At 72.3% G+C, this 16,158-nt stretch carries 16 protein-coding genes; 8 read left to right on the forward strand and 8 right to left on the reverse strand.

The genetic code is table 11. The features are described from left to right. Window positions 1-52 precede the first annotated feature (52 nt). Both CTJ15_RS21630 and CTJ15_RS21635 read left to right on the forward strand, forming a co-directional pair. Window positions 53-802 carry a F0F1 ATP synthase subunit B' gene (locus CTJ15_RS21630; RefSeq protein WP_226946021.1) on the forward strand — a complete coding sequence of 250 codons (750 nt, stop codon included), beginning with the start codon at window positions 53-55 and terminating at the stop codon, window positions 800-802. Further along, a complete protein-coding gene (locus tag CTJ15_RS21635; RefSeq protein ID WP_099781995.1) occupies window positions 802-1,311 on the forward strand; it encodes a F0F1 ATP synthase subunit B in 510 nt (169 codons plus the stop codon). Before CTJ15_RS21630 ends, CTJ15_RS21635 begins: the two co-directional genes overlap by 1 nt. Before the next feature lie 75 nt (window positions 1,312-1,386). On the opposite strand, the gene CTJ15_RS21640 is transcribed toward CTJ15_RS21635, so the two are convergent. Further along, complete coding sequence (locus tag CTJ15_RS21640; RefSeq protein WP_019459609.1) at window positions 1,387-2,538, reverse strand: PA0069 family radical SAM protein; 1,152 nt, start codon at window positions 2,536-2,538, stop codon at window positions 1,387-1,389. A gap of 326 nt (window positions 2,539-2,864) precedes the next feature. Here CTJ15_RS21640 and CTJ15_RS21645 point away from each other — a divergent pair, with 326 nt between their 5' ends. Continuing rightward, window positions 2,865-3,590, forward strand: a complete 726-nt coding sequence (locus CTJ15_RS21645; protein WP_075823129.1) for a hypothetical protein — start codon at window positions 2,865-2,867, stop codon at window positions 3,588-3,590. A 390-nt stretch (window positions 3,591-3,980) separates the two neighbouring features. Here CTJ15_RS21645 and CTJ15_RS21650 read toward each other — a convergent pair whose 3' ends face one another. The 4 genes from CTJ15_RS21650 to CTJ15_RS21665 all read right to left on the reverse strand — a co-directional run bounded on the left by CTJ15_RS21650 (window position 3,981) and on the right by CTJ15_RS21665 (window position 7,563). Further along, window positions 3,981-4,616, reverse strand: a complete 636-nt coding sequence (locus tag CTJ15_RS21650; protein WP_019459611.1) for a DedA family protein — start codon at window positions 4,614-4,616, stop codon at window positions 3,981-3,983. A 59-nt stretch (window positions 4,617-4,675) separates the two neighbouring features. Further along, window positions 4,676-5,665 (reverse strand): sensor histidine kinase, encoded by a 990-nt coding sequence (locus tag CTJ15_RS21655; protein WP_075823130.1) that lies wholly within the window; start codon window positions 5,663-5,665, stop codon window positions 4,676-4,678. Between the two features lie 145 nt (window positions 5,666-5,810). Then, window positions 5,811-6,437, reverse strand: coding sequence for an RNA pseudouridine synthase (locus tag CTJ15_RS21660; RefSeq protein ID WP_099781996.1), 627 nt, complete (start codon window positions 6,435-6,437; stop codon window positions 5,811-5,813). A gap of 259 nt (window positions 6,438-6,696) precedes the next feature. Then, window positions 6,697-7,563 (reverse strand): branched-chain amino acid aminotransferase, encoded by an 867-nt coding sequence (locus CTJ15_RS21665; protein ID WP_099781997.1) that lies wholly within the window; start codon window positions 7,561-7,563, stop codon window positions 6,697-6,699. 321 nt (window positions 7,564-7,884) lie between these two features. Here CTJ15_RS21665 and CTJ15_RS21670 point away from each other — a divergent pair, with 321 nt between their 5' ends. The 3 genes from CTJ15_RS21670 to CTJ15_RS21680 all read left to right on the forward strand — a co-directional run bounded on the left by CTJ15_RS21670 (window position 7,885) and on the right by CTJ15_RS21680 (window position 10,868). Continuing rightward, a complete protein-coding gene (locus CTJ15_RS21670; RefSeq protein WP_019459615.1) occupies window positions 7,885-8,895 on the forward strand; it encodes an Ldh family oxidoreductase in 1,011 nt (336 codons plus the stop codon). 29 nt (window positions 8,896-8,924) lie between these two features. Beyond that, window positions 8,925-9,659: an RNA methyltransferase gene (locus CTJ15_RS21675; RefSeq protein WP_099781998.1), complete on the forward strand. Its 735-nt coding sequence runs from the start codon at window positions 8,925-8,927 to the stop codon at window positions 9,657-9,659. Between the two features lie 114 nt (window positions 9,660-9,773). Next, window positions 9,774-10,868, forward strand: coding sequence for a tripartite tricarboxylate transporter substrate binding protein (locus CTJ15_RS21680; protein ID WP_099781999.1), 1,095 nt, complete (start codon window positions 9,774-9,776; stop codon window positions 10,866-10,868). Between the two features lie 102 nt (window positions 10,869-10,970). On the opposite strand, the gene CTJ15_RS21685 is transcribed toward CTJ15_RS21680, so the two are convergent. Both CTJ15_RS21685 and CTJ15_RS21690 read right to left on the reverse strand, forming a co-directional pair. Beyond that, window positions 10,971-11,297: a YnfA family protein gene (locus CTJ15_RS21685; RefSeq protein ID WP_019459618.1), complete on the reverse strand. Its 327-nt coding sequence runs from the start codon at window positions 11,295-11,297 to the stop codon at window positions 10,971-10,973. A 48-nt stretch (window positions 11,298-11,345) separates the two neighbouring features. Next, window positions 11,346-12,599, reverse strand: coding sequence for a diguanylate cyclase (locus CTJ15_RS21690; protein WP_099782000.1), 1,254 nt, complete (start codon window positions 12,597-12,599; stop codon window positions 11,346-11,348). A gap of 283 nt (window positions 12,600-12,882) precedes the next feature. Here CTJ15_RS21690 and CTJ15_RS21695 point away from each other — a divergent pair, with 283 nt between their 5' ends. After that, window positions 12,883-14,154 (forward strand): MFS transporter, encoded by a 1,272-nt coding sequence (locus CTJ15_RS21695; RefSeq protein ID WP_026032946.1) that lies wholly within the window; start codon window positions 12,883-12,885, stop codon window positions 14,152-14,154. A gap of 330 nt (window positions 14,155-14,484) precedes the next feature. Continuing rightward, window positions 14,485-14,637, forward strand: a complete 153-nt coding sequence (locus tag CTJ15_RS24470) for a hypothetical protein (protein ID WP_019459621.1) — start codon at window positions 14,485-14,487, stop codon at window positions 14,635-14,637. A gap of 80 nt (window positions 14,638-14,717) precedes the next feature. On the opposite strand, the gene CTJ15_RS21700 is transcribed toward CTJ15_RS24470, so the two are convergent. Further along, the gene (locus CTJ15_RS21700; RefSeq protein ID WP_075821939.1) at window positions 14,718-15,941 is read right to left on the reverse strand and encodes a multidrug effflux MFS transporter; all 1,224 of its coding nucleotides are present in this window, start codon (window positions 15,939-15,941) and stop codon (window positions 14,718-14,720) included. Window positions 15,942-16,158: the final 217 nt, after the last annotated feature.

Below are 16,158 nucleotides of genomic sequence, written 5' to 3' on the forward strand. Positions count from 1 at the left end.
CCCTGGTGCCGCGGGGCCCGTCCCCGCGGCACCGGTTCCTTCAGGAGCCGTGATGATCCGCCGCAAGACGACCGCGCTGGCCGCGGCGCTGGTTCTCCTGCCGGTGCTCGCCGTCGCACAGGTTCCCTCCGCGCCCGCCGCGCCCCATTCCACCCCCTCCGGCACCGTGGCTCTGCCCAGCCAGCTCCCGCAGACGACGGGGGCCCCGCTTTCCGATTCCGACCGCGCGCACGCCATCGGCTCTGCCCAGGACCGCGCCGACTACCACGATGCCAAGGCCCAGGCCGAAGGCAAGGGCGGCATGCCGCAGCTCGACTTCGGCAACCCGCTGACCACGGCCCAGGTCGTCTGGCTCTTCGTCATCTTCGGCCTCTTCGTGCTGGTCTGCTACCAGTGGCTGCTGCCGCCGGTGGGCGAGGTCCTGGCCAGCCGGCGCCAGCGCATCGGTGCCGACCTGGAGGCCGCGCGCGCGGCCAAGGCCGAGGCCGACGAGGCCAATGCCGCGCATCTGGCCGCGACGAAGCAGGCCCGCGCCCAGGCGCAGGACAGCATCAGCGCCGCCATGGCCGCCGCCAATGCCGAGGCCGCCTCACGGGCCGAGGCGCTGAATGCCCGGCTACAGGAGCAGATCGCCTCGGCCGAGGCGCGCATCAACCAGGCCCGCGACGCCGCCATGGGCGCGCTGCGCGAGGTCGCGACCGATGCCGCCACGGCGCTGGTCGAGACCCTTTCCGGCATCAAGGACCAGGCGGCCGTGGCACAGGCCGTCGACCGTCAGATCGCGGCGCGAGGACAGGCCTGATGGCACACCATTACGAGCATTTCTGGCTCGACCCGAAGTTCTGGGTCGGCATCGCCTTCGTTCTCTTCGTCGTGCTGACCGGGCGGATGCTTTGGCAGCGCCTCGCCGGCATGCTCGACGCCCGTGCCAGGGCCGTGCGGAACGAGCTGGATGAGGCCGGACGCCTGCGCGCCGAGGCGGAGGCGCTGCGCCAGCAGGCCGAGGCCGAGCGCACCGCCGCCGCCGCCGAGGCCGGGCAGATGATCGCCCGCGCCAAGGCCGAGGCCGAGCGCCTCGCCAAGGCCGCCATGGCCGAGGCCGAGGCCAGTGCCAAGCGCAGCGAGCGCATGGCCCTGGACCGCATCGCCGCCGCCGAGGCGAGCGCCGTGGCCGAGGTGCGCCGCACCGCCGCCGAGGTCGCCACCCAGGCCGCGCGCGATGTCATCGCGGAGAAGTTCGACGCCCGGGCCGATGCCGCGCTGGTGGACCGTTCCGTGGCCGAGCTGCCCAAGGCGCTGCGGGCGGCCTGAAAAGCCGGATCCCCACGGGAATATGGAAAGGGCCCGCCGGAGCGATCCGGCGGGCCCTTTCCGTTCGGGAGTGGGTCAGAACAGGCTGAGCTGCTGCGGTGCGGCCTCCGAGGGCGGCACGGTGAAGCGCGAGCAGTCCAGGGGATCGTCGCCGCACCCCCCGGCGCCGCGAAAGGTCTGGCCGTAGCCGAAGCGCTTCAGGGCCAGGTGGAAGCGCTGGCGCAGCGTGTCGGCATAGGGCCCGGTGCCGACCTGCCGGATGCCGAAGCGGGAATCGTAGCTCTGCCCGCCGCGCGTCTCGCGGATCAGCGCCAGGATGCGGGCGGCACGATCCGGATAGTGATTCCGCAGCCAGGTCTCGAACATTTCCGCGACTTCCAGCGGCAGGCGGAGCAGCACGTAGCCCGCCCGGCTCGCCCCGGCCTCGCGGCAGGCGCCCAGGATGCGCTCCAGTTCGGCATCGTTCAGCCCGGGGATCATCGGCGCTGCCAGGACGGCGGTGGGGATGCCGGCCTCGGTCAGCGCACGCAGCGCGGCGAGGCGGCGTATGGGGGCCGCGGCGCGGGGCTCCATCAGCCGGGCCAGCCTGTGGTCCAGCGTGGTGACGGACAGGCAGACATGGACGAGGTTGCGGGACGCCATCCGTTGCAGGATGTCGATATCCCGCAGCACGCCGGCGGATTTCGTGACGATGGAGACCGGGTGGTTGAAGCGGTCCAGCACCTCCAGCACCGCCCGGGTCAGCTGCAGCCGCCGCTCCACGGGCTGGTAGGGATCGGTGTTGGAGCCGAGCGCGATGGGCTTCGGCACATAGCCGGGCCGGCGCATCTCCTTCTCCAGCAGCGTGGCGATCTCGGGCTTGAAGACCAGCCGCGTCTCGAAATCCAGGCCCGGCGAGAGGCCCAGCCAGGCATGGGTCGGGCGGGCATAGCAGTAGATGCAGCCATGCTCGCAGCCTCGGTAGGGATTGATGCTGCGGTCGAAGCCGAGATCCGGGCTGTCGTTCCAGGCCAGGGCCTTGCGCGTGACATCCCGCGTCAGGGTGGTCGCGAGGGGCGGCAGTTCCGCCAGTGCCTCGGGCAGCGTGTTCCAGCCGTCGTCGAAGGGGTCCCGGACGGAGCTTTCGTAGCGGATGGCAGGGTTCGCGGAGGCACCACGGCCTCTGCGGACACCGGGAAGGGGGGACCCGGTCAGGGCGAGGGGGCGGCCCAGGCTGCCATCGGGCATGACACGAAGCTCCGTCCGGGGCGGCCACGGTGGGGTCCCCGTGGGGGATCACGGGGGAAACGTGGCCGCGTTCTTTCTTCGTTCCTGCCGAATATGGGGTTCAGGGCACCGTCAGGTCAAGAACAATATGGGAACATCGAATCGCCCACCACTCACTTTGGACATTGACTCAGGGTTGATTGTTTTGGAACTGATACACTCTATGGATGTATTTTCCTTTCATGCCTTTGCCCTGCCCGGAGCCGATCCGAGTCGATCATGACCCCTATGCCCCCGTCTTCACTCGTCCCCTCCCTATCTCCCCTTGGGGACCGGGAACCGGCGACATGATCGTGGTCCCTGCTGTCGGCCGTCCGGGTCGCAACGACGAGATCCCGCCCGAATGGCTGCGCGGCGCGGAGGGCGGCCCGTCCCTGCTGGACCGCTTCCTCGCGGGCCTGCCGGACAGTGGCCCCGCTTCCAGCCTGCTGATCATCCATCTCGACCGGCCGGGCGTGGCGGAGTTCCTGCACGGCCGGCTGGCGGCCTATGGCACCGCCGCGGAACTCGTCGCCCTGTCCCGGCCGACACGCGGGGAGGCGGAAACGGTGCGCCTCGGCCTCGGCGCCATCGGCGCCCCTGTCGAGGCGCCGCTGATGGTCCTGGGCGCGGAGGCGCTGGCGGACCTGTCCCATCTGCCGCCGGTCCCCGGGGCGGATGGCTGGCTGGAATGCGGCGAGAACGGCCGCCCCTTTCGCGGCTTCGTCCAGGGGGATGCGGTGGGGCGGCTGGAAGAGCTGTCCGAGCAGCGCGGGCTGTCCCGGCTCTGCGGCACTGGCCTGTACCGCCTCCGTTCCGTGGCGCTGTTCCGGCAGGTGCTGAACCGCCTGGAGCGGCGCGGCGGTCAGGATCTCTCGATGGCGGCTCTGTTCCGGCAGATGCTCGCCGAGGGTCACGACCTTCGCTACGCCACCGCGCCCGCCGGACTGGCTGGCGTGAGGCCCGTGCCGTCCGTCATGCCGCCACCGGCGGTGCCGCGCAGGCTCGGCCTGATGGCAGGGCTGGCCGGGTAGAAGGAACTGCCGGCGGGGCCTCCGTGGCCAGCCCCGGGGGAGAGGCGCCGCCTCTCGCCCCGGAATCCCCTTTCCGCTAGGAGGTTGCACGCCCTGGGCTCCCTGTGCTGGCAGCCGTGGCGGGCGTTGGCCTATGCCCCGATCCCCGGGGGCTGAACGGACAGGTGGGGCTCGGGAAACGAGTGGAACACCCTGTCCGCACCGATATCGCTGGAGGGCTAGGCTCTCCGGCGCGATCCGGCGTCAGAGAGCGTCAACGAGTGGGAGGTCCAGGGTCCAACGTATGCGTTTGACCGGGTTCCTGGCGGATAGGGGGTATCGGGGGTCGAGGCACTGCCTCGACGTCGAAGGCCAGGTAGGACCTCGCCCTCCGGGCGGAAGTGCGACGGCTCAGCGCCTTGCCTTCAGCGCACCGCTCAGCACGGGCCTCAGCCTCAGGTAGCTCAGCCAGAGCAGCAGGGCGCCGCCGGCCGTGGCGGCCAGGAGGAGCGGATCGGGCTCCTGCCCGAGTTCCCGCGCCAGCCAGCCACCGATGGAGCCGGGCATCAGCACCAGCGGCGCCCAGAGGAGGGCGGACAGGATATTGGCGCTCTGGAAGGCGCGGTTGCGCATGCCGGTCACGCCGGCCGCCAGCGGCGTCACCGCCCGCATGGGGCCGAGGAAGCGCCCGGCGAAGACCGCCCACCAGCCCCAGCGCCGGAACACCGTGACCGACCAGGCATAGACCCGCCGGCAGGAAGCCGGCAGGCGCCGCCGCACCGCATAGGGGCCCACCGCCCGCGCCAGCCAGTACCCGGCGGCATCGCCCAGCATGCCGCCCAGGGCGCAGGCGGCCAGCACCGGCCAGGGGTCCGCCAGTCCGCCGCCGATCAGTGCGCCGATGGCGAGAAGCAGCGCCGTGGAGGGCACCACGATGCTGACCACGGGAAAGGATTCCAGAAAGGCGACGAGAAAGGTGGCGGGGCCGACCCAGGCGGCATTGGCGCGCATCCAGCCCTCGAAGGCGGCGGTCCATTCATCCATCATGAACGATTGTTAACATCCTCGGCGGCCCCTGGCCAGCGATCATGCAGGGGCAGGGATCCTCACGAGGCCGCGGCCTGCCCCTGATTCCTGGCCGGGTCCCGGCGTGGGGACCAGGCGACCTCCCAACTGTTCTGCGGCGGCGGCAGGCGGCCGAGGCGCGCGCCCAGCGCCCGGGCGAGGCCCTCGGCGATGGTCATGCCCAGCCCCTTGGGACCCTCCGGCTGCCCCTGTCCCTCGTCGCTGACCAGGAGCACGAGGCCATCCCCCTCGGCCCGCAGGACGATTCGCACCCGGCCCCCAGGCGGGCCATGGCGCAGGGCGTGTGTAGCCAGCTCGTTCACCACCAGGCCGAGCTTGACCGCCACGTCGGCCGGCACGGAGACCGGCGCCAGCTCGGTATCCATGGGAACCGCCGAGCCCTCGCGCTCCGGCAACGCCCGGGCAAGGCGTTCCAGCATGCCGTCGAGCGAGACCTCCGCCGCCCCGGCCTCGTGCATCAGGTCATAGGTGGCGGCGATGGCCATCATCCGTCCCTGTGCAGCGCGCAGCGCCGCCAGGGCGGCCGGGTCGTCGATCTGCCGCTCCTGCATCCGAAGGAAGGAGCCCAGCAGGGTCAGGTGGTTCTTCAGCCTGTGGTGCGATTCCCGCAGCAGCAGGTCGCGCAGGCGCACCGCTTCCTCCTGGGTCGCGCGGGCAGCGCCCAGGCGCTGCACCAGCTCGGCGATCTCCGCCGGGGCCTGGTGCTCGTCGTAGTCGTCGCCGGCGAGGCCGGAGGCGACCGGGAGGGGGCCGCCTTCCTCCAGCCGGCGCGCCGCGGCGGCCACCGGCTGGACGACCAGCGTGCGGGAGGCCCAGGCCACTCCGCCCAGGCCCAGCAGCAGCAGCAGGCCCGACAGCAGCACCGGCCCCGTGCTCTCGCCGTCCGTCCAGCGAAGCTGCGCCAGCACGACCAGCAGGACCAGCAGCGCATAGCCGCCATAGAGCGCGGCGAGACGCTGCCCGCTGGTCCAGCCATGGCCGAGGCGCTGCGATCTCGCCTGCCCGTCCAACCTCAGCTCTCCGTGCTCATGCGGGACCCATGCGGGCATGGGATGACAGCGACGCCGCAGGACGTCGAGGGCTTCGCGATCGTGCCCACCGCAAACCCTCGCGAGCATCGGGCTGGAGGGCATGGAGCGGGCATCGGCCCCGGCCTCAGGCGCCGCCCGGCGTCCAGCCGCAGGCGGCGAAGCCCGCGCCCATGGCCCCAGGCAGCGGCGCTTCGGCCGCGCGCGGCGGCTCCAGCGGCAGGCGCAGGGCGCGGGCAAGCAGGTGCAGACCCCCCGGGGCCGGCTGGCCGTAGAGCGGGTCCCCCAGGATGGGGCCGCAGATCATCCCGCAATGCAGGCGGAGCTGGTGCGTGCGGCCGGTGGCGGGGCGGAGCTCCAGCCAGGTCAGGCCAGGGCCGCGCCCCAGCACACGCCAGGCCGTGCGGGCGGCCTGGCCTTCCGGATGCCGCTCCATGCGCCAGCCGGCCCGGGCGGTGCTGACCTTGCGCAGCGGCGCGTCCACCGTGCCGCTTTCGGCCAGGGGGCTGCCGAGCGCGACGGCCCAGTAGGTCTTCTCCGCCCGTCCGGCGGCAAAGAGCGCGCCGAGCGCCGCCAGCGCCGGCTTGGTACGGCCCAGGGCGAGGCATCCGGCGGTGTCGGCATCCAGCCGATGGGCCGGTTGCGGCAGATGCCGCTTGCCCTGTTGCAGCAGGGGCAGCCAGTCCTCCAGGCTCGGCTTGCCGCGCGGCCCGGCATGGACCGGCAGGCCGGCCGGCTTGTCGAGGATCAGCACCTCGCCATCCTGGTGCAGGATGCGTTGCGCCAGCCAAGACGGCGGGCCGTCGCCGGAGGACCGGGGCCGCGCCGTGTCCCGGTCGCTTCCGGCACGGGCGCGCCCATCCTGTCCCCGGTCCGGCTTCGCCCCGGCGCGCGGTCCGTCCCGCGACGGGGCAGGGCGCGGGTGGGTGACGCCGCTGCCCTGCTGCCGGCGGCTCAGGACCCGGTCCTCCGCTGGCCGGAGCAGGTCGCAGCGCCGCTGGCGCGGCTCTCCCTCAGGCGGCCTTCCCCGGCAGGATGCGCGAACTCTCGGCCCAGTCGAAATACAGCTTGCGCGCCTGGGCGGCGACCGGGCCGGGCTGCATCTGGTTGTCCTCGAAGCGCGTGCAGGGCTGCACCTTGCCGTAGTTGCCGGTGGCGAAGATCTCGTCCGCCTCGGCCAGCATCCGCGGCGTCACGGTGCATTCGCGCACCTCGCGCCCCGCCTCGCGCAGCAGGGAGATGATGCGGGAGCGGGTGATGCCGGCCAGGAAGGTGCCGTTGGCCGTGGGCGTCATCACCACCCCGTCCTTCACCATCATGATGTTGGAGGTGGCGAATTCCGCGACATTGCCGTCCGGGTCGCTCATCACCGCGTTCTCGAAGCCCTTCTCCTTGGCCCAGCGCACGGCGCGGGAGGAGTTGGGGTAGAGGGCCGAGGCCTTGGCATCGGTCGGCGCCATGTCGGCGGCGGGGCGGCGGTAGGGCACCATGCAGGCGGAGAAGCCCTTCGGCTCCGGCATCGGCGCGTCGTAGATCGACAGGATGAAGGTGGTGGAGGCCGGATCCGGGAAGGCCGCGCCGATGCCGGTGCGGATAAAGAACATCGGGCGGATGTAGAGCTCGGCATCCGGTCCCATGCGGCGCACGCCCTCGCGGCAGAGCTCCTCGATCTCCCCGGCGGCGATCTTCGGGTCCATGCCCATGTTGCGGGCCGAGCGGATCACGCGCTGGCAGTGCAGGTCGAGATCCGGCACCAGGCCGCGGATGGCGCGGGCGCCGTCGAAGACGATCGAGCCCAGCCAGAAGGCGTGGTCCATCGGGCCCAGAACCTTCGGCTCCTCGGTGCTCCACTGCCCGTCGTACCAGAACACGCCCGCCATGCGCCGAACTCCCGCGTCATGCTGTAAGGAAGGTGGCGAGCCTGCCATGCCGGGAGCGGGGGGTGAAGGCCCGCCCGGCGATTGCGGGAGAGCCATTCCCCGGACGAGGGGCTTCCGGGGGATGTCTTTCCCTTTTCGCGGGACTCCACGGCGGATTCCATCCCCGGCGCCGCCCCGGACCGGCCCTGGACATGCCTGGGCCCACCGGGACTTCTCCGGGCGTTCCCCGGGGATCTTCGCGCAAGGCCCCCGGAGGCCACGAAGGCAGGCCCGCGAGCAAAGCCCCTTGACGTGCTGCGCCGCGCGCGGCCCTAGGGGGGCATGCCGCGCATCAACACCGCCCAGGCGCATCTCCTGGTCCGCAAGTCCCTCGTCAATGCCGGGTCCTCCGGCATCATGGCCGGTGCCACGGCCCGTGCCCTGGTCGGGGCGGAGGCCGCCGGCTGGTCTGGCCACGGCCTGTCCCGCGTGCCGATGTACACGGGCTTCCTGCGCACCGGCCGGGCCGATGGCAAGGCGGTGCCGGAGATCCGCGCCGAGCGTGGCGGCACCGTCCTGGTCGATGCGCGCCACGGCCTCGCCTATCCGGCGCTGGAGATCGCCGAGGCCGAGGCGATGCTCCGCACGCGCGAGCACGGCATCAGCTTCGCCGGGGTGACCAACAGCAACCACTCCGGCGCCATGGGCATCCCGGTGGCGCGCATGGCGGAGAAGGGGCTGGTGGCGCTGGCCTTCGCCAATGCCCCGGCCTCGATCCCGGCGCCCGGCGGCAAGCGGCCGCTCTTCGGCACCAACCCGATCGCCGCTGCCTTTCCGCGCCGCGACGCCCCGCCGCTGGTGATCGACCTGGCACTGAGCAGCGTGGCGCGCGGGCGCATCATGAAGGCCGCCCAGCATGGCGAGCCGATCCCCGAGGGCTGGGCGCTGGATGCCGAGGGGCGCCCGACGACCGACGCCAAGGCGGCGCTGGCGGGTACGATGCTGGCGGCGGGCGGCACCAAGGGCGCGCTGCTGGCCATGGTGGTGGAACTGCTCTGCGTGGCGCTGACCGGTGCGGCGCTGAGCGTGGAGGCGGACAGCCTGTTCGAGGAGCAGGGCAACAGGCCGACGCTGGGCCAGGCCTTCATCGTCATCGACCCCGGCGCGCTGGCGGGGCAGGACCGTTTCCTCGACCGCGTGGAGACGCTGGTCGCCGCGATGCTGGAGGACGAGGGCGTGCGCCTGCCGGGCGGCCGCCGCTTCGCCGCCGAGGCGCGCAGCGAGGCCGAGGGGATGGAGATTTCCACGACCACGCTGGAGATGCTGGAAGGGCTGGCGGGGCGCAAGCTCTAGCCCCGCGGCGCCTGGAGCAGCCATCCGCCATGCCGCGTCCCCCCGATCCCGACCGCATCTGCGGCCGCGCCGCCGTGCAGGCCGTCTTCCGGTACCGTCCGGGCGACATCCTGCGCCTCTTCTACCTGCCGGCCATGCGTGCGGAGGCCGGTCCGGTCTGCGCCGCCCTGGCGCGGGAACGCCGCCCCTATCGCGAGGTCCGGCCGGAGGAGCTGGCGCGTGTCGCGGGCACCACGCATCACGGCGGCATCGTGGCCATCGCCGTACCGCGCCGCCTGCCGCTGCTGCCCGTGCCCCTGCCGGCCCCGCTCCTCGCCGCGCCGGTCCTGCCGGTGCTGGACGGTGTGGGCAACCCGCACAACCTCGGCGCCATCGCCCGCTCGGCGGCCTTCTTCGGCTGCGCCGGCATGGTGCTGTCCGGCGATCCGCGCCAGGCCTGGCTGGGCGAGGCCGCCTTCCGCACCGCCGAGGGCGGGCTGGAGGCGCTCGCCCTCCATGCCGCGCCGGACCTGCCGGGGACGCTGCGCGCCATCGCGGCGCAGGTGCTGACCGTGGCGGCGGTCGCGGCCGGCGGCGTTCCGCCCGGGGAACTGCCGCGCGGGCGGCCTATCGCCCTCGTGCTGGGCAACGAGGAACAGGGCGTCGCCCCAGTCACCGCCGGGGCCTGCGCCGCGCGGGTGACGCTGCCGGGCTCCGGCCGGGTGGAAAGCCTCAACGTCTCCGTCGCCGCGGCGGTGCTGATCCACAGCCTCTCGGCGCGCTGACCTGTCCCCTTGCCGTCCCCCTGCCGCCTGCGCGGTGGCCGCGGCCGGTACGGGTCTTGCAGGCGGACTGGGCTGCTGCGAGGAGGAAGCCGCATGAACCCCGGGAGCCGAGCGATGACCCCACGCCGTCGCGCCATGCTGATCCCCCTGGCGGCCCTGCTGCCCCGCCCCGGCGGCGCCCTGGCCCAAGGGGTGAACCAGGGGGTGAACCAGAGGGCGCCCCAGGGGGGTGCTCCGGAAGCGTCCCGGGACGCGGCCTCCCCGTCGGTGCCGCCCGCCACGCCCGAGGAGAGCTTCCCGGACCGCCCTCTCCAGATGATCGTGCCCTATGTGGCCGGCGGTGCGGTGGATATCCTCGGACGCCTCCTGGCGGAACAGGTGCAGCCCGCCCTGGGCCAGCCGGTCCAGGTCGAGAACCGTGGCGGGCTGGGCGGCAACCTGGGTGCGGAGGCCGTGGTCCGCGCGCCGAAGGACGGATACCGGCTGCTGCTCGGCTCGGCCACGATCCTGGCGGCGAACCGCTTCCTGTACCGCCGTTCCATGAGCTTCGATCCGCTGAAGGACCTCGCCCCGATCACCCGTGTCGCGTCCGGAACGCTGGTGCTGGTGGTGCGGGCCGACCGCAGCTGGAAGAGCTTCGCCGACCTCATCGCCGCGGCGAAGGCGGCGCCCGGGAAAATCACCATGGGCTCCTCCGGCACCGGCACGGCGAGCCACCTGACACTGGCGGCGCTGCAAAAGGCGACCGGAGTGGACATCACCCATGTGCCCTATCGCGGCGGCGCCCTGGCGATCCGCGACCTGCTGGTGGGCAACGTGGACATGATGTTCGACGTGGCGCCGGCGATCCTGCCGCACCTGCGCAGCGGCGAGTTCCGCGCCCTGGCGGTCGGCTCGGCCAGGCGCGTGACCGGCGTGCCGGAGCTGCGCGACGTGCCGTCCATGGAGGAGCTGCTGCCGGGCTCCGGCATCGACGCCCAGGCCTGGTATGCGGTGCTGACCACCGCCGGCACCGCCCCGGACCGGATCGGCCGCCTCTTCGCGGCCTTCACCGGCCTCGTGCGCTCGGAAGCCTTCCGCGACCGCGTGGTGCCGGAGGGCCTGACCCCTGTCTGGGACGACAGCCCAGCCACCTTCGCGGCCTATCTGCAGACGCAGACGGAATACTGGCACCGGCTGGTGGAGGCCTCGGGCGCGACGCTGGACTGATCCAGGCGTCACTGCTGCCGTTTCGCGTCCCGGGGGACACCTTCGCCTCTTCCCCGGCCTCTTGCCCCTCCTGGGGGCCGCCGCCAGGCGCAGCGCTCCCGGTCAGCCGCTGCGTGGCGCGAAGAGGATCACGGCGCTGCCGAGGAGGCAGAGGGCGCTGCCGGCAAGGTCCCAGCGGTCGGGGGCCACGCCTTCCATGCCCCAGAGCCAGAACAGCGAGGCGGCGATGTAGATCCCGCCATAGGCCGCATAGGCGCGGCCTGCCGCGCTGCTGTCCACCAGCGTCAGCAGGAAGGCAAAGGCGGCGAGGGAGGCCATGCCCGGCAGCAGCCAGAGCGGGCTCTGTCCCAGGCGGCGCCAGGACCAGAAGCTGAAGCAGCCGGCGATCTCCGCCAGGGCGGCCAGGAGGTAGAGGAGGATGGAGGCCATGCCGCCCCGCTTGCCAGCCGCGCCCGCGGGGCGGAAGGGCCGGTGCCGTCAGGCGGAGCGCGCCCGCTCCAGGGCGGGATGGAGATGCGCCGGGAGGCTGGGGCGCAGGACCGGCCCCCGGACCGATCCGGGGCCCCGGGTCCGGTTCCGCCCTTCGGCCTTGGCGGCATAGAGGGCCGCGTCGGCGTCGCGCAGCAGCCGGTCCGGCGCGCCGGCCTCCCCAGCGGTGTCGTGGCTCCGCCGGGTGGCGATGCCGATGCTGACCGTCACCCGGCCGGGCGGGCTGCCGCCATGCGCGATGGCCAGGGCGGCGATCCGGGCATGGATATCCTCCGCCCGGGCCAGGGCCGCGGCCTCGTCGGCCCCGGGCAGCAGCAGGATGAATTCCTCCCCGCCATAGCGCGCGGCCATCTCGCCGGGAAGCCGGACGGACAGGCCCAACGCCTTGCCGATGGCGCGCAGGCAATCGTCGCCGGGCTGGTGGCCATAGGTGTCGTTGAAGGCCTTGAAGTGATCGACATCGACCATCAGCAGCGCCATCCGGTCGTTCTCCCGCACCGCCCGCGCCAGGGTCTCGTCGAGGCGGCGCCGGTTGGCGAGGCCGGTCAGCCCGTCGGACAGGGCGAGGCGCCGCAACGGCTCCAGCGCCTGCCGCTCCGCGCGCTCCCTGGTCATCGCCAGGAACAGGAAGGCGAGGCCGATCGTGTGCAGCAGGGCCTCGGCGACCAGGACCATGCCGATGTCCGGGGAAAGCAGCCAGCTTCCTTCCGTGGCCAGCACCAGCGAGGCGGCGCGGGCGAGATGAAGCACGGCGTGCAGGGTGAGGAGCAGGGTGGCGATGCGTCCGGCATCCCCCGCCTCGTCGCGCCGGCGGCGGAGTTCCAGCGCGGTGGCGATGGTATAGGCGGCGCCAATCGCGAAGACCGGCGTGGCGTGCCAGGGTCCCGCCAGCCCGGCCCTCTCCAGCCCATCCCCGACCGGCCCCGCCCAGAGCAGCCACGCGGCGGGCCCGAGCAGGATCAGGCCGGGGCGGGCCTGCCGGCCGGCGAAGCGCCGCGCCGCCGTCCAGGACAGGGCCGTCGCCAGCAGGATCGCCGCCCCGCCCCAGGCACCGCCGCCATCATGCGCCACCGCCGTCAGGGCAAGGCCGGCCGCTCCCAGGATCAGGGCGATCCCCCAGAGGGCGAGCGGGCCGGCATCCCGGCCGCGGCCACGAGACAGCAGGAGGACCAGCCCGGAAAAGGCGATCACCAGAGCCGTCGCCACGAGCAGCGTCGGGGCATGCAGGGGCGGAAAGATCATGGGCGACCCTAGCACTCAAAAATCGGCATCCGTATCGAAATGCAAGGAGCTGCGGATGATCCGGGGGGTTGCGGCGTGTCGGGTCAACGCCGGAAGCCCTGCCCTGGCGGCACAAGGCTCAAAAAAACCTTCCATGGCGGAAAATGATATCACGCGCGGCGTTGCCCTCGCGAGGACGCGAAGCGGCGGGGGCTTGCGTTCCACCCCTTTGCCGCGTCACGTCCGCCGCGCCCTATCCATGCCCGCCGCGGAAAGGGCGGAAGCAGGGAGACAGACACTCTTGGTGACCACCGCTCCCCCGCTGCTGCGGCCGGTCGGCGCGCTGCTGCTCTCGGTGGTGCTGCTGATGCTCGGCAACGGGCCGCTCACCACGCTGATCAGCCTGCGCCTGAACGCGGCCGGTGCGTCGCCGACGCTGACGGGCCTCGTCGCCACGGCCTATTTCCTCGGCCTGACCCTCGGCGCCCTGCAGGCTTTCCGTGTCATCCTGCGCGTTGGGCATATCCGCGCCTTCGCCGTCTTCGCCTCCACGGTCTCGGCCACCGGCCTGGTCTATGCGCTGTGGCAGAACGCCGCGCTCTGGGCGCTGGTACGGCTGGTGGACGGCTTCTGCATGGCCGGGCTGTTCATCTGCATCGAGAGCTGGCTGAACGACCGGGCGGAACCGGCGCGGCGCGGCGCGCTGCTCGCCGCCTACATGGTCTGCGTCTATGGCGCCCAGGCGGCGGGGCAGGGGCTGCTGAACATCGGCGGGGCGGGGGACCTGCGGCCCTTCCTGCTGCTGTCCATCCTGATGGGCCTGTCCGTGCTGCCCATCTCGATGACCAGCAAGAGCCCCACCGCACTGCCCGACGTGGCCTCGCTGAGCCTGCGCCAGCTCTACCGGATCTCGCCGCTCGGCATGGTCGGCACGGTGACGAGCGGCCTGCTGCTGGGCGCCGTCTATGCCCTGGCGCCGCTCTTCGCCCGGGGCAGCGGGCTCGACCTCGCAGGGACCACGCTGTTCATGACCGCGCTGATCCTGGGGGGCATGGCACTGCAATGGCCGCTCGGGCGCCTGTCCGACCGGTTCGACCGGCGGCTGGTGATCCTGGGGACGCTGGCCGCGCTGACGGCCTCCAGCATCCTGGTGCTCCTGGCTGCTCCGCACGGCACCGCCTGGCTGCTGACAACGGGGGCGCTCTTCGGCGGCCTGGTCTTCGCGCTCTATCCGCTCTGCGTCTCGCACACCAATGACTGGCTGGGGGCGGGCGACCGGGTGGCGGCCAGCGGCGGCCTCGTGCTGGCCTATTCCTTCGGCGCGGCGGCGGGGCCGGTCCTGGCCTCCACGGGCATGAGTCTGGTGGGACGCAGCGGCCTGTTCCTCTATGCGGGGCTGGTGTCGCTGGCCTGTCTCGGCTTCGGCCTGTGGCGCCTGACAGCCCGGGCGACCCTGCCCGCCGAACAGCAGCATCCCTATCAGGGCCTGCCCGGCACCACCCCGGCGGTGGCACCCCTGCACCCCATGGCGGAAGGGGAGAACGAGGCGGAGAAAGAGGCCACCGGCGCCGGATAAGGCGCCGCATCGCCACGGCACGGAAACATGGGTTCGAGGAGTGGCCCGGCCGGATCGCTGCGCACCCCGGCGCGGCAATGGTTTCATGGTCTGGCAGATGAGGCGGTCACACGAAATTTATTGTTGGCCGAGAATGAAAGTTCCCGGCCGGCCCGCCTCCGGAGGCATTCTCCATCTCGCAACTGCAAGAAGCCAAGGTTCCTGCCCTTTGCTGCCGTGCCTGTCGCCCGGTTCGTGACGGAATGGTAAAGGTGCTTGCAAACATCCAAAAAATGCGATTTATGCCGATAAACTTGTTTCCGGTTCGAGTACGCTGGAGGGGCATAGGACGTGCAGTCTTCGAACCACAACTTCCAGGCGGAGTTGCAACGCCTGGTTACCACCATGAACGAGCACCAGCGCCAGGGCCTCCTGGTTGTCGCACGCGCGATCGCCGCCGCTGCGGAAAGCGCGCCCAAGGTTCCGGCGACGCCCGCGCGCTGAAGCGCCGGACCGGGAGCGGGTCGAGGCCGGCCGCCTGGCTCTGCTCCAGGATGCCAGATTCAAGACACCGGAGGGCCCCGTCAGCTGTGCGGGGGCGCGTGTTCCGGCATAGGCTCCCGGCCCGGCAGCAGGGCGAGTTGCAGCACCAGGCCCAGCAGCGCGAAGCCGGCCATCGTCGCCGTGAGAGACAGGGCGCTGTGGTCATCGTAGAACAACCCCACCAGCGCGCCCGCCAAGGCACCGAACAGCATCTGCAGGCTGCGCAGCGCCGCCGAGGCGGCCCCGGCCATCCGCCCCATCGGCTGCAACGCGCCATGGGTGACATTCGGCGCCAGGAGGCCGAAGCCGAAGCTGCCGATGGCGGCGAAGGTCACGAGGCTGGCGGAGCCGAGGCTGCCGGACAGGGTCAGGACCAGGGCCAGCAGTGAACTGCACAGCGTCAGCGACAGGGCGGCGCGGGACGCCAGCCGCCCCGGCACATGCGCCGCGGCCAGACGGCCGCTGAGCGCCGAACCCAGCATCAGCGTCACCGCGGAGCAGGCGAAGAGCAGGCTGTAGCGGCCCGGCTCCACCCCGAACTGGCCCATCAGCACCGCTGGCGATCCGGATATATAGGCGAAGAGCGTGCCGAAGCAGGCGGCATTGGACAGGGCATTGCCAAGGAAGACCCGGCGCCGCAGCACATCGCCGTAGCGCGCCAGGATCTGGCGGGGGTGCAGGCTGTGGTGCTGGCCATCCGGTGCCGATTCCGCGAAGCCCCAGGCGGTGACCAGCAGCAGGATTAGCCCGCCGAGGCCCAGCGTGCCGTAGATCGCCCGCCAGCCGCCCAGTGCCAGCACCAGCGTGCCCAGTATCGGCGCGACGATCGGGCCGATGCCCAGGACCAGCGTGACATAGGACATGCGGACCCGTGCCTCCACGCCGTCGAAAAGGTCGCGGACGATGGCAAAAGGCAGGGTCGCGCCCGCCCCGGCGCCGATGCCCTGCACGAGCCGCCAGAACAGCAGCATTCCGGGGGATCCGGCCAGGGCGCAGCCGAGCCCGCCCAGGGCGAAGACCACCAGCCCCGCCAGCAGCACCGGCCGCCGGCCGAAGCGGTCGGAGAGCGGGCCGAGCAGGAGCGGGCCGCAGGCGAAGCCGAGCAGGAAGATGCTCAGCGTCTGCGTGGCCTGGCTGGGCGTGGCGCCCAGATCGGCTTCCAGCGCCGGAAAACCCGGCAGGCCCATGTCGATGGACAGGGGCGGCAGGGCCGAGAGCGCACCCAGGAAGACGGTGAAGGCCAGCCCTTTGTGCCGGAGCGCCAATGCAGGGTTCTCCTTTGCCGGAACCCGGGCACCGATCGCGGCCAGCCCAGGAACACGGAAGCCTGCGATAGCAACCCTCTCGCAATGCAACAAGCACGGCTCGCCCCTGCCAAGGCAGGCGCCAGCTCAAGCCCGGGTCCGGGAACCGGCTTCGGTCCCCGGCGGAGAGGGGTCCGGCGAAAGAGGCGGCGCCTCTCCCCCGGGGCCAGCCATCCGG

The organism is Roseomonas sp. FDAARGOS_362 (assembly GCF_002754815.1).
Classification (GTDB): Bacteria; Pseudomonadota; Alphaproteobacteria; order Acetobacterales; family Acetobacteraceae; genus Roseomonas; species Roseomonas mucosa.

Bases quoted from the DNA above. Each gene is read 5' to 3' on its own strand.
- CTJ15_RS21645 (WP_075823129.1), top strand. From the start codon at position 2,865: ATGATCGTGGTCCCTGCTGTCGGCCGTCCGGGTCGCAACGACGAGATC.
- CTJ15_RS21630 (WP_226946021.1), top strand. From the start codon at position 53: ATGATCCGCCGCAAGACGACCGCGCTGGCCGCGGCGCTGGTTCTCCTG.
- CTJ15_RS21635 (WP_099781995.1), top strand. From the start codon at position 802: ATGGCACACCATTACGAGCATTTCTGGCTCGACCCGAAGTTCTGGGTC.
- CTJ15_RS21675 (WP_099781998.1), top strand. From the start codon at position 8,925: ATGCCGCGTCCCCCCGATCCCGACCGCATCTGCGGCCGCGCCGCCGTG.
- CTJ15_RS21650 (WP_019459611.1), bottom strand. From the start codon at position 4,616: ATGATGGATGAATGGACCGCCGCCTTCGAGGGCTGGATGCGCGCCAAT.
- CTJ15_RS21665 (WP_099781997.1), bottom strand. From the start codon at position 7,563: ATGGCGGGCGTGTTCTGGTACGACGGGCAGTGGAGCACCGAGGAGCCG.
- CTJ15_RS21640 (WP_019459609.1), bottom strand. From the start codon at position 2,538: ATGCCCGATGGCAGCCTGGGCCGCCCCCTCGCCCTGACCGGGTCCCCC.
- CTJ15_RS21690 (WP_099782000.1), bottom strand. From the start codon at position 12,599: ATGATCTTTCCGCCCCTGCATGCCCCGACGCTGCTCGTGGCGACGGCT.
- CTJ15_RS21670 (WP_019459615.1), top strand. From the start codon at position 7,885: ATGCCGCGCATCAACACCGCCCAGGCGCATCTCCTGGTCCGCAAGTCC.
- CTJ15_RS21685 (WP_019459618.1), bottom strand. From the start codon at position 11,297: ATGGCCTCCATCCTCCTCTACCTCCTGGCCGCCCTGGCGGAGATCGCC.
- CTJ15_RS21680 (WP_099781999.1), top strand. From the start codon at position 9,774: ATGACCCCACGCCGTCGCGCCATGCTGATCCCCCTGGCGGCCCTGCTG.